The 12,201-nt window shown below is 71.1% G+C and carries 10 protein-coding genes; 8 read left to right on the top strand and 2 right to left on the bottom strand.

All coding sequences use genetic code 11. The features are described 5' to 3' along the window. The first annotated feature begins 505 nt into the window (after positions 1-505). The 6 genes from ACQP00_RS04545 (at position 506) to ACQP00_RS04570 (ending at position 8,846) form a co-directional block, all read left to right on the top strand. Positions 506-1,786, top strand: coding sequence for a PhoH family protein (locus ACQP00_RS04545; protein WP_433223688.1), 1,281 nt, complete (start codon positions 506-508; stop codon positions 1,784-1,786). A gap of 302 nt (positions 1,787-2,088) precedes the next feature. Further along, positions 2,089-2,748 (top strand): lytic transglycosylase domain-containing protein, encoded by a 660-nt coding sequence (locus tag ACQP00_RS04550; RefSeq protein ID WP_433214743.1) that lies wholly within the window; start codon positions 2,089-2,091, stop codon positions 2,746-2,748. Positions 2,749-2,821: 73 nt separating this feature from the next. Beyond that, positions 2,822-3,457, top strand: coding sequence for a rhomboid family intramembrane serine protease (locus tag ACQP00_RS04555; RefSeq protein ID WP_433214746.1), 636 nt, complete (start codon positions 2,822-2,824; stop codon positions 3,455-3,457). Between the two features lie 9 nt (positions 3,458-3,466). Next, positions 3,467-4,435, top strand: a complete 969-nt coding sequence (locus tag ACQP00_RS04560) for an NAD(P)/FAD-dependent oxidoreductase (RefSeq protein ID WP_433214749.1) — start codon at positions 3,467-3,469, stop codon at positions 4,433-4,435. 221 nt (positions 4,436-4,656) lie between these two features. Further along, entirely contained in the window at positions 4,657-7,200 is a 2,544-nt protein-coding gene (locus ACQP00_RS04565) for a PAS domain S-box protein (protein WP_433214752.1), read from the top strand. Positions 7,201-7,361: 161 nt separating this feature from the next. Further along, complete coding sequence (locus tag ACQP00_RS04570; RefSeq protein WP_433214755.1) at positions 7,362-8,846, top strand: ATP-binding protein; 1,485 nt, start codon at positions 7,362-7,364, stop codon at positions 8,844-8,846. On the opposite strand, the gene ACQP00_RS04575 is transcribed toward ACQP00_RS04570, so the two are convergent. Further along, positions 8,836-9,297, bottom strand: coding sequence for a DUF4245 domain-containing protein (locus ACQP00_RS04575; RefSeq protein ID WP_433214758.1), 462 nt, complete (start codon positions 9,295-9,297; stop codon positions 8,836-8,838). The genes ACQP00_RS04570 and ACQP00_RS04575 overlap by 11 nt on opposite strands. Before the next feature lie 161 nt (positions 9,298-9,458). Here ACQP00_RS04575 and glpX point away from each other — a divergent pair, with 161 nt between their 5' ends. Beyond that, positions 9,459-10,445, top strand: a complete 987-nt coding sequence (glpX, locus tag ACQP00_RS04580; protein ID WP_433214761.1) for a class II fructose-bisphosphatase — start codon at positions 9,459-9,461, stop codon at positions 10,443-10,445. Positions 10,446-10,496: 51 nt separating this feature from the next. On the opposite strand, the gene ACQP00_RS04585 is transcribed toward glpX, so the two are convergent. Then, complete coding sequence (locus tag ACQP00_RS04585; protein ID WP_433214764.1) at positions 10,497-11,384, bottom strand: NAD-dependent epimerase; 888 nt, start codon at positions 11,382-11,384, stop codon at positions 10,497-10,499. Between the two features lie 110 nt (positions 11,385-11,494). Here ACQP00_RS04585 and ACQP00_RS04590 point away from each other — a divergent pair, with 110 nt between their 5' ends. Next, a complete protein-coding gene (locus tag ACQP00_RS04590; RefSeq protein ID WP_433214767.1) occupies positions 11,495-12,184 on the top strand; it encodes a TetR/AcrR family transcriptional regulator in 690 nt (229 codons plus the stop codon). Positions 12,185-12,201: the final 17 nt, after the last annotated feature.

Here is a 12,201-nt window from a genome sequence, read left to right on the forward strand (position 1 = left end):
GTCGCTACGGGACTTGAACTGGCGTTTTTGCCCCGATAAGTCGGGCGCTGGCGCGCCGCGACTTATCGGATTTATCCCCCGACGGGGTGTATGTCGGTTTGCTCCGGTTTCAGGTGGCGTTTTTGCTGGTCAGGGGCGTTGTTCAACCCCCATTGGCTGGCAATCGGTCGTTCGATCTAGTGGATTTTGCGAGTACCGGTTAGCGTCATTGCCGTGGCGGGGGTTTTCCCCGGCATCCGAGGCCCGGACCGAGCGAACGCATGTGAAGCCACGGGGCCAAGCACCCGACCCCGTGCGGGCGTCGGAGGACGCGAGTGCGGGCGGCGAGGTGCCCGTCCCCGGAGATCCCGTGACCGTTCGCCGTAGTCCCTCAGCAGACTCCCCTTCCTCCTCCGCCTCTACGGAGCCGGCCCCAGGCGTGGCGTCGTCGCCCGTCAAGGCCGTCCGGCGGACCCGGAAGAAGGCCGAGGAGAACCCGGTCCCCACGCCCACCCGGCGCACCTTCGTGCTGGACACGTCCGTGCTGCTCTCCGATCCGGGCGCGTTCCTGCGCTTCGGCGAGCACGACGTGGTCCTGCCGCTGGTCGTCATCTCCGAGTTGGAGGGTAAGCGGCACCATCCCGAGCTGGGCTACTTCGCGCGGCGCTCGCTGCGCTTCCTGGACGATCTGCGGGCCAAGCACGGGCGGCTGGACGAGCCGCTCCCGCTGACCGACGCCGGGGGCACCCTGCGGGTCGAGCTGAACCACGCCGACCAGCGCGTGCTGCCGGCCGGGTTCCGGGCCGAGACCGACGACGCCCGGATTCTCTCCGTGGCGCTCGCGCTGCAGGCCGAGGGCAAGGACGTCCTGCTGGTCACCAAGGACATGCCGCTGCGGGTCAAGGCCGGCTCGGTGGGCCTGGCCGCGGACGAGTACCAGCCCGGACCGGCGGCCGACCACACCTGGACCGGCATGGTCGAGCTGGGCGTCAGCGAGGCCGAGGTCAAGCAGTTGTACGCCGGGGAGGCCGTCGATCTCGACGGTGCCGGAGACCTGCCGGTGCACACCGGGCTGGTGCTCACCTCGCAGAACGGTTCCGCGCTGGGTCGGGTCGGGACGGACAAGTCGGTGCGCCTGGTGCGCGGCGACCGCGAGGCCTTCGGCGTGCGCGGCCGCTCGGCGGAGCAGCGGGTGGCGCTGGACCTGCTCATGGACGACTCGGTCGGGATCGTCTCGCTCGGCGGGCGGGCCGGCACCGGCAAGTCGGCCCTGGCCCTGTGCGCGGGGCTCGACGCGGTCATGGAGCGGCGCAAGCACAAGAAGGTCATCGTGTTCCGCCCGCTGTACGCCGTCGGCGGCCAGGAGTTGGGCTACCTGCCCGGCAACGAGGCCGAGAAGATGTCGCCGTGGGCGCAGGCGGTCTTCGACACGCTGGGCGCCCTGGTGCACGACAACGTGATGGAGGAGGTCGCGGCGCGGGGCATGCTCGAGGTCCTGCCGCTGACCCACATCCGCGGCCGCAGCCTGCACGACGCGTACGTGATCGTCGACGAGGCCCAGTCCCTCGAACGAGGGGTCCTGCTCACCGTGCTGTCCCGCATCGGGATGAACTCCCGGGTGGTCCTCACCCATGACGTCGCGCAGCGTGACAACCTGCGCGTCGGCCGGCACGACGGTATCGCCGCGGTGATCGAGTCGCTGAAGGGGCATCCGCTCTTCGCACACGTGACCCTCACCCGTTCGGAGCGTTCTCCGATCGCCGAAATGGTCACCGACCTGCTGGAAGACCTGCCGTTCGAGCGGTGATCATCGGCGGCCGCGCGCCGGACTTGAGGACATGCGTCCGTATTGTGGCGTGATTAAGGTCACAAGAAGGGCTGTTCGGGTTCTCACCCTCAAATGGACTAGGCGATGGTGGGTTCCGGAGCGCGTGAAGCCACGGAAGTGGGCATCAGGCGCTCACGGTGCGTAAGGGCCCGGGCGGGTGGGTAACCCCCGTCCGGGTCCGTCCCCCGTGAACGTCGCTGGGGCGGGCGCCGGTTCCCTGTCCCCGACGAATGGATGACCCTGTGATCCGGCTGTGGCACCGGGTCGGCACCATCCGAGCCGTGTTCGCTCTCGTGATCCTCGCGGGTCTCGTCGGCGGCCTCGTGATTGCCGGCCTGACCCAGCACGACGACGACTCGGCGAACGCTGTCAAAGCCGCCGACACCGCCGCCTTCCCCGTCTCCTCGTCCTCCGCGACGCCGTCCGCGTCGCGCTCGCCGAGCAGCCCCGCCGAGGCCGACGCGCTGGCCAAGGCCAAGGCCGCCGCCGAGGAGGCGTCCGCCGAGGCCAAGGCCGCCGACGACGCGGCCCGCAAGAAGGCCGAGGAGGAGGCGAGTCGCAACAAGACCCGCACCACGACGGCCCCGCCGCCCACGAACTCCGCGCCGAAGTACCCGGTGCCGAGCTCCTGCGACTCCTACTCGGGCAACAAGAAGATCGGCTGCGCCGTCCTGGTCGGCACCGGCTTCGGGCTCGACCAGATGCCGTGCCTGGAGAAGCTGTGGGACAAGGAGAGCCACTGGAACGTCAGTGCCTCCAATAAGAGCAGCGGCGCGTACGGCATCCCGCAGGCCGTCCCGGGCAGCAAGATGTCCTCCGTCGGCGCCGACTGGAAGACCAACCCGGAGACGCAGATCCGCTGGGGCCTCGGCTACATCAAGAGCCGGTACAAGAACCCGTGCGGCGCGTGGTCGCACAGCCAGTCGACCGGTTGGTACTAGTACCGACGCATTCCCCGGCGCCGTCACGCCTGTCCGTGTGGCGGCGCTGGCGCGTCTCTGCTACCACTTTGGCGTGGCGAGCGACATCGAGCGGCAGTCCGACCCGACGCGGTTCGGGACCGAGCCCTTCTACGCGTCCATCGGGCGGGCGTTCGTGGCCATGTGCGCGTTCGTACCGGTGCTGTTCCTGATCGAGTTCTTCGACAAGCTCAGCGGCAACCGGCTCGACCAGGACGGCGGCATCCGGCCGCACCACATCGACGGGCTGGACGGCATCGTCTTCGCGCCGTTCCTGCACGCGAGCTTCGACCACGTCCTGGCCAACAGCATTCCGCTGATCCTGCTCGGCACGTTCGTCCTCGCCGACGGCGGCGCCCGGTTCTGGATCACGACCGCCTTCATCGCGATCGTGGCCGGCGTGGGCGTGTGGTTCCTCGGCGACGCGAACACGGTGGTCGTCGGGGCGAGCGCCGTCATCTTCGGCTACCTCGGCGTGATCCTCATGCGGGGGGTGGTGGGACGCCGCCTCTGGTACATCGCGGTCGGCCTCCTCGTCGCGCTCCTCTACGGCTGGCAGCTCTTCGGCGTCCTGCCCGGCGACCCGGACGTGTCGTGGCAGGGTCACCTGTGCGGCTTCCTGGCCGGTCTGGTCGCCGCGGTGCTCTTCCGCCGGCGCCGCCCCCTATCCGTGGAACCTGAGCTGTCGTAGCGTCGCCTCATGCGGGAAGTCGACCTCGCCATCGTGGGCGCGGGACCGGCCGGGTTGTTCGCCGCCTACTACGCGGGGTTTCGCGGGTTGTCCACCGCGGTCATCGACGCGCTGCCCGAACCCGGCGGCCAGGTGACGGCGATGTACCCAGAGAAAATGATCTTCGACGTGGCCGGCTTCCCCGGCATCCGCGGCCGCGACCTGGTGGCCAACCTGGTCGAGCAGGCCGCCCAGTTCAACCCCGAGTACCTTCTCGGGATCCGGGCCGAGGGCCTGTCCTATGTGGACGAGCGCCCGGTGCTGGCGCTGTCCTCGGGGGAGCGGCTGGCGTGCGGGGCCGTGCTCATCACCGGCGGCCTGGGCAGCTTCACCGCGCGCCCCCTTCCGGCGGCGGACGGCTTTCCGGGCGAGGGCCTCGTCTTTTTCGTACCGCACCTGGCCGACCTGGCCGGCCACGACGTCGTCATCGTGGGCGGCGGCGACTCGGCCTTCGACTGGGCGCTGGCGCTGCAGCCGATCGCCCGCTCGGTGACGCTGGTGCACCGCCGCGACAAGTTCCGCGCGCACGCCTCGACGGTCGCGCGGGTGCAGGCCCTGCCCGTCGAGATGGTGGTGAACGCGGAGGTCACGAAGCTGCACGGCGCCGCGCGCGTCACGGGCGTCGACGTGGCCGTGCGGGGCGGCGCGGTGCGCACCCTGCCGGCCGACACGGTGGTGGCCGCGCTGGGCTTCACGGCCGACCTGGGGCCGCTGGCGGACTGGGGGTTGGAGCTGTCGAAGCGGCACATCTGCGTGGACAGCACGACGGCGACCAATCTGCCCCGGGTCTTCGCCGCTGGTGACATCAGCGAGTACGCGGGGAAAGTGCGGCTGATCGCGGTCGGCTTCGGGGAGGCGGCTACTGCGGTGAACAATGCCGCGGTGATCATCGACCCGGCGGCGCACCTGTTCCCGGGCCACTCGTCTGACAACGGCTGACGCTCCCCGCGCTCACGATCGTGTTTCGCACGTGATGCGGTGATAAGTCCGAAAAGCCGGGTTCGGTGCGCAGGACTTTCGGACTTAGGCCCCGTCAGGCGATAAATGCAGTTATGTCGCGGCGCGCCAGCGCCCGACATAACGGCATCCGGCAAATAGGGCAGATCGCCACCGACGGGCAACTTCTCAACCACCGGAGCGCACCGCCGATGGGACAGGGCGTGGTGGGCGTCCGTCTCCAGGTCCTCGGCGTGGTGCTCCTCGGCCTGCTGGTATCCGGCGGCGCGGGGTTGCTCATGCACCGCGTCGAGCGGGACGGGGCCGGGCAGGCGCTCGACCGGCGGACCGCCGCGGCGCAGGATGCCGTGGCCTCGGCCACCCAGCGGTACGTCGATGCGCTGCAACTCGCCGCCGGGGGGCTCGAGGCGTTGTCCGCGCTCGATGCCGCCGCCTTCGGGACCGCTACGCAGCCGCTTGGGCAGTTGTGGCTGCCCGGCGCCACCGGGGTCGACTACGTCGTCGCCGTGCCCGATGCCGGGATCGCGGCCGCGCAAGCTTCCTGGCGGGATCGGGGTGCCACCGATCTGACGCTGACCGCGGCGCCTGGGAATCCGGTGCACTATTTCGCCGTACTGTCGCGTGGGCTGGACACGAACGCCGCGCTGCCGGCGGGGCGGGATCTCATGGGGGTGCCGCAGGCCGGGGCGGCGATCGAGCGGGCCGAGCGGACCGGGCTGCCGGCCGCGTCCGAGCCGTTCGTGGCGCTGCGGGACGCGGACAGTTCGGCCGAGCCGCAGCCGCAGAGCGTGGCCCTGGTGCAGCGGGTGGTCGAGCGGCGGACCGGGGCGCTTCGGGGGTACCTCCAGCTGACCGTCCGCGTGCAGGACTTCTTCGGCGACACGTTGCGGCAGCCGGCGCGCGAGCTGCTCGAGGTGGGACTGGCGGCGTACGCCGGGACGGAGCTGCGCACCATCGCGACCATCAGCGGCCGGGGCGAGCGCCGCACCGACCTGCACCGGACGGTCGAGGTGCAGGTCGCGGACCGGCAGTGGCAGCTGCGCGTGGCGGCCGACAGCGGGGCGCTCGCGGGGGCCGGCGGGCACCTCGACGACGGGATGTTCTTCGGCGGGGCGGCGCTCACGCTCGTGACCGCGCTGCTCGTGTACACGCTCGCGACGTCGCGCCGGCGGGCCGAGGAGCGGGTCGAGGAGGCCACGGCCGAGCTGAGAGTCGCCGGGGCCACCGCCAAGTCCCAGGCGACGCTGCTGAGCGGGGTGATGGACACCATCGCCGACGGGGTGGCGGTCATCGCCGGAGACGGGCGCGCGGCCTGGCTGAATCCGACCGCCCGGGCCATCCTCGGGCCGGACGCGTCCCAGGCACCCACGTCGGCGTGGCCGGAGCTGTTGGACATGCGGGAGGCGGACGGCGTCACGCCGTACAAGAGCAGAAACGGTGTGGCGGGGACGGAATCGCTGGTCGAATGCGTGATGGCCGGGCGGCGCATCGAGATCCGCCTCCGGACGCTGCTGCAGGACGGAGAGGCCCCGGGCGCGGTGGCGGTCATGCGCGACATCACCGACCGGCACGCGGCCGAGGAACATCTGCGCTCCTCCGAGGAACTGCTGCAGCTGCTGCTCGACGGGGCGCGCGACTACGCCATCTACATGCTCGACCCGGCCGGGCGGATCGTCAGTTGGTCGGTCAATGCGGAGCGCCTCAACGGGTACCGCAGCGACGAAACGATCGGCGAGGACTATGCGCTGATGTTCACGCCCGAGGATCGCGAGCGGGGGCTGCCCGCACGGGTCCTGGAGCAGGCCCGCGAGCTGGGGCGGACCGAGATCGACGGGCCGCAGGTGCGCAAGGACGGGTCGCGGTTCTGGGTGCACGGGCTGCTGTCCGCGGTGCACGAGCAGGACGGCTCGGTGCGCGGGTTCGTCAACGTGAGCCAGGACGTCACCGCGCGCAAGCAGGCCGACCAGATCATCGCGCGGCTCAACGCCGACCTGGAGCGGCGGGTGGCCGAGCGCACGGCCGACCTGCGAAGGGCCAATGCCGAGCTGGAATCCTTCTCGTACAGCGTGTCGCACGACCTGCGCGCGCCCCTGCGAGCCGTCGACGGGTTCGCCCGCGTCCTCGCCCGCGACCACGAGGCTGACCTGGGCGAGGAGGGGCTGCGTCACGTCGGGCGCATCCGCGCGGGCGCGCAGCAGATGGGCGAGCTCATCGACGGGCTGCTGGCCTTCTCCCGGCTGCAGCGCCAGGAGCTCCTCAGCCACCGCGTGCCGGTCGCCGAGCTGGTCGCCGAGGTGTGGGACCAGCTGGCCGCCGAGCGCGGCGACCGGGCCGTGGAGCTGGTCGTCGGCGAGCTGCCCGACGCGCTGGGCGATCCGCGCCTCGTGCGGCAGGTCCTGGCCAACCTGCTGGGCAACGCGGTCAAGTACAGCCGCGACGTGGCCGCGCCCCGGGTCGAGATCGGGCACAAGGTGACGACCGGCGGCGAGGCGACCTACTTCGTCAGGGACAACGGGGCCGGGTTCGACATGCGGTACGCCGAGAAGCTCTTCAAGGTCTTCCAGCGTCTCCACCGCGCGGAGGAGTTCGAGGGCAACGGCATCGGCCTGGCCCTCGCGCACCGGATCGTGGACCGGCACGGCGGGCAGATCTGGGCCGACGCCGCGCCGGGCGAGGGCGCGACGTTCTACTTCACCCTCCCGGTCATCGCCCCGGCGGCGATCTCGGCTTTGGAGGCGGTGTCATGAAGCGGGAGCTGCCGGTCGTCGTTTCCGCCGCCCCGGCGTTGGAGGCGGCGTCGTGAAAGCGGGAGCTGCCGGTCGTCGTTTCCGCCGCCCCGGCGTCGGAGGCGGTGTCGTGAAAGCGGCGTTGGGGGCGGTGTCGTGAAAGCGGCGTTGGAGGCGGTGTCGTGAATCGCGTGCTGCTGGTCGAGGACAACGTCAGCGATGCCGAGCTGCTCGTGCTGGAGCTGCGCCGGGCCGGGTTTGCGCCCGACTGCCGGCGCGTCGACACCCGCGACGGCTTCCGGGCCGCGCTGCACGACGGCGGCGGGCCGCCCGACGTGATCCTCGCCGACTACGCGCTGCCCCAGTTCGGCGCGTTGGAGGCGCTGGAGGTGCTGGGCGCGGACGGGTACGACGTGCCGGTCATCGTCATCAGCGGCGCCCTCAGCGAGGAGGCGTGCGTCGACGCGCTGCGCCACGGGGCGGTGGACTACCTGCTCAAGGACCGCCTGAGCCGGCTCGGCCCGGCGATCGAGCACGCCCTGTCGCAGCGCCGCCTGCTCGCCGACCGGCACCGCGCCGAGCTCACCTTCCGCGCCGCGTTCGACCACGCGCCGGTCGGGATGGCCGTCACCGACCTCGCCGGCCGGGTCCTGCAGGTCAACCAGGAGCTGGCCCGGATGACCGGGCTGGAGCCGGCCGGGTTCCTGCCCGACATGATCTGCGCCGACGACCGGCCGCTGGTCGAGGAGCGGCTCAAGCGGCTCGTCTCCGGCGAGGCCGACAAGGTGACCCGGGAGCTGCGGATGTGCCGGCCGGACGGGACGCTGCTGTGGGGGCAGTACTCGGCGTCGCTGATCGGCGGCGACCCGGCCGCCGTGGTGCACCAGATCGCCGACGTCACCGACCGGCGCCGGGCCGAGGACGCGCTGCAGCGGCAGGCGGAGAAGCTGGCCCGGTCCAACAGCGACCTGCAGGAGCTGGACCGGCTCAAGAGCGAGTTCGTGGCCACGGTGTCGCATGAGTTGCGGACGCCGTTGACGTCGATCCGGGGGTACACCGAAATCCTGAACGACAGCGACGCCACCGCGCTGGGGCCGACCGAGCGCAAGATCGTCGGCATCATCGACCGCAACGGCCGGCGGCTGCTGGACCTGATCGAGGACCTGCTCACGTTCTCCCGCATCGAGTCGGGCACGCTCACCCTCAACCCCGGGCCGGTGCGCCTGCGCGGCCTGGTCGACGCCGCCTGCGAGGCGATCCGGCCGGCCATGGAGAGCGCCGGCCTGCGGCTCGCGGTCGACGTGGACGAGCACATCCCGGTCGTGCAGGGCGACGCCGAGCAGCTCGAGCGGGTGGTGCTGAACCTGCTCGACAACGCCGTGAAGTTCTCCGACCCGGCGGGCACCGTGACCATCACCGGCCGCGAGCGCGACGGGGAGGTCGTCCTGTGGGTGCGTGACACCGGCTGCGGCATCCCCGACGGAGAGCAGGGGATGATCTTCCAACGCTTCTTTCGTACCGCCGATGCTCAGAAACGCGCCATCAAGGGCTCCGGCCTCGGACTGGCGATCGCGAAGGCCATCGTCGAAGCGCACGGCGGCTGGATCGCCCTGGAATCGATCGAGGGCAGCGGTACGACCGTCGGGTTCGGGCTCCCTACGCCTTGAGGCTTTCGGCGAGCTGCGTCAGCTGCGGCTCCTTCGCCTGACCCACGATGATGATCGTCCGGCCGGACTCGGTGCGGATGATCGCGCGCTCACCCGGGCGGCCCTGGGACCAGCGGTGCCAGGTGGCGCCGGCGATGGTCGTCTCCCCGTCGTCGTGGGGGTCGTGGCCGACGACGGCGGGTAGGAGTACCGACTCCGGCTTCGCACTTTCGACGAGTTGCATGGCACCGTCGTCGGGCGCGGTCACCCCGATGCGGAGGATCTCGTCGGTGAACGTGGCCGAGGCGATCCGCCACCCGTCGGGCAGCCCTTCGGGCTTGAGCAGCTGGAACTTACCGGCGCGCTGCACGGAGCCGTAGACCTCGGTGGTGTCCACGGTCGGCGGGGTCTCGTGGCCGAGGTACCGGTAGAACGCCACGATGAGGAACACCGGGATGATCAGGACGAGCATGGACAAAGCCATGTCCCGCGGTCGGCGTGCCTTCGGGGTCCGGGGCTGCTCGGTCGTACTGGCCACGTGACCATCTTGACAGGTCATCCGGCGGTCCCGACTGCCAGGATGATTGATGGAGAGAACACACACCCACGCAACGAGGCGCGAGGAGTGCACGGATGAGTCGTGAGATGGATCGGAACCTGGCGCTCGACCTGGTGCGGGTCACCGAGGCGGCGGCCATGGCCGCGGGCCGGTGGGTCGGGCGGGGCGACAAGAACGGCGGCGACGGGGCGGCCGTCGACGCGATGCGCCTGCTCATCAACTCGCTGCCCATGCGCGGCACGGTGGTGATCGGCGAGGGCGAGAAGGACAACGCGCCGATGCTCTACAACGGCGAGAGCGTTGGCGACGGCACCGGCCCGGAGGTCGACGTGGCGGTCGACCCGGTCGACGGGACGACCCTCATGAGCAAGGGCATGCCGAACGCCCTGGCCGTGCTCGCCGTGGCCGAGCGGGGCGCGATGTTCGACCCGTCCGCGGTGTTCTACATGGAGAAGCTGGCGGTCGGCCCGGACTGCGCCGACGTGGTGGACATCGAGGCGGGCGTGGAGGAGAACCTGCGCCGCATCGCGCGGGTCAAGCGGTCCAGCGTCTCCGAGCTCACGGTCTGCATCCTGGACCGGCCGCGGCATGCGGAGCTCGTGCAGACGGTACGGTCCACCGGCGCCCGCATCCGCTTCATCTCCGACGGCGACATCGCCGGCGCGATCAGCGCGGCCCGCGAGAACTCCGAGACCGACGTTCTGATGGGCATCGGCGGCACTCCGGAGGGCATCGTGGCGGCCGTGGCCCTCAAGTGCATGGGCGGCGCGATCCAGGCCAAGCTGTGGCCGCGCGATGACGCCGAACGCGAGAAGGCCCTGGCCGCGGGGCACGAGCTGGGTCGCGTCCTGCACACCGACGACCTGGTGAGCGGCGACAACATGTTCTTCTGCGCCACCGGGGTGACCAGCGGCGACCTGCTCAAGGGCGTGCGGTACCGCTCGGGCGGCGCGTACACCCAGTCGATCGTGATGCGCTCCCGCTCGGGGACCATCCGCTGGATCGACTCGTTCCACCGGCTGGAGAAGCTGCGGGCGTACTCCCTCGTCGATTTCTCGTAGTGCTGTTGGCCCTCGTTTGAGTCGCGGGGTGCTCGCGCACCCCGCGGCTGGTCAAGCCTTCAGCGCTTCCCGGATGGAGTCGTCCAGGGGCGTCGCGGTCAGGCCGAACTCGTTCGTGACGCGCGAGGAGTCCATGACGAACGGGCGGTCGTGCTGGTAGCGCACCTCCCGGAACTCCTTCGCGAACTTGTCCCACAGGCCGGCGGCGTAGACGGCGGCCTTCGGGTACACCTTGAGCGAAGGCGCGTCCAGACCGGCCAGTTCGGCGACCCGGGTCAGCAGCTGCCGCGCCGTCATCGGTGGCACCGACGGCGTGTGCCAGGCCTGCCCCCACGAGCGCGGGTCGCGGGCCAGGGTGACGAGGGTGTTCGCGGCGTCGCCCGTGTACGTGTACGTGTGCGGCACGTCCAGCGACGCCGGCATCCACGCGGTCTTACCGGTGCGCATGGCCGGCAGCGCCATCTCGATCAGCGAGTACTTCGGCGCGATCCAGTCCGACGACCGCACCTCCAGCGCGCGGACGCCCGAGGCGAGCGCGTCCTGCCACATCTTCGCGCGGACGCGGCCCTTGACGGTCTGCGCGGCGAGCGGCATGTCCTCGGTCATCGGCCGATCGACGTGCCCATACGCGTACAACGGCGCCGTGATCGCCAGCACCGCGCCATTGGCCTCGGCGGCGCGCAGCATCGCGTTGTGCAGGGGCGGCCAGGCGGTCGGCCACTCGAAGTACTGCGGGTTCGCGCAGTTGTAGATCACGCTCGCCCCCTCGGCGATCCGCCCCAGCGCCGCGGCGTCGCCCGCGTCGGCGGCCACCCGCTGGACGAGCGGATGCTCGGGCCCGCTCCCGCTGCGTGTGACGACTTTGACCTGCTCCCCGGCCCCCGCGAGCTCCAGCGCCACCGCGCTGCCGACCGACCCCGACCCGACGACGACGTGCATGACCGCCTCCTTTGTTGGAGAGCACCGCTCTCTAAATAGAGCATAGGACTCGACGGCCGCGGATAGCAAGAGCAGTGCTCTCGGTTCGGATCGTGTGTCAGACTTGGGTCATGAAGGCGAACTCGATCAGGGCCCGCGTCCGCGCCGAGATGACCGGCGAGATCAAGGAGATCGCCCGCCGCCACCTGGCCACCGACGGCGCCAACCTGTCCCTGCGCGCGGTCGCCCGCGACCTCGGCATGGTGAGCTCGGCGATCTACCGCTACTTCCCGAGCCGCGACGACCTGTTGACCGCCCTGATCCTGGACGCCTACAACGACCTGGGCGGCTGCGCCGAAAAAGCCGTCGCGTCGGTACCGCCTGAGACCCCCACCCTCCGCTGGCTCGCCCTGGCCGGCGCGATCCGCGACTGGGCCGTCGCGCGCCCGCACGAGTACGCGCTGCTCTACGGCAGCCCCGTCCCCGGCTACCAGGCCCCCGAGGACACCGTGCCGGCGGGCACCCGCGCGGTCACGGCGGCGGGCGCGATCCTGCAGGGCGCTTTCCTGGCCGGCGCGCTGGACGAGAACGACGACCCGCTCCCGCCGCCCGGCTCGATCGAGGACCTCAAACGGGTGCAGGCCGTGATCGCCCCCGACGTGCCGCTGAACGTGCTGGCGCGGGGGCTGTCGGCTTGGGTGGCGCTGTTCGGGTCGGTGAGCTTCGAAATCTTCGGCCAGCTGCGCAACACGATCACGGCGCCGGCGGAGTTCTTCGAGCACCAGATGCGCGCCCAGGCCCGCTACATCGGCCTGCGCTGATTTCCGCCGGGCCGAGT

The organism is Dactylosporangium sp. CS-047395 (assembly GCF_050942185.1).
Lineage (GTDB): Bacteria > Actinomycetota > Actinomycetes > Mycobacteriales > Micromonosporaceae > Dactylosporangium.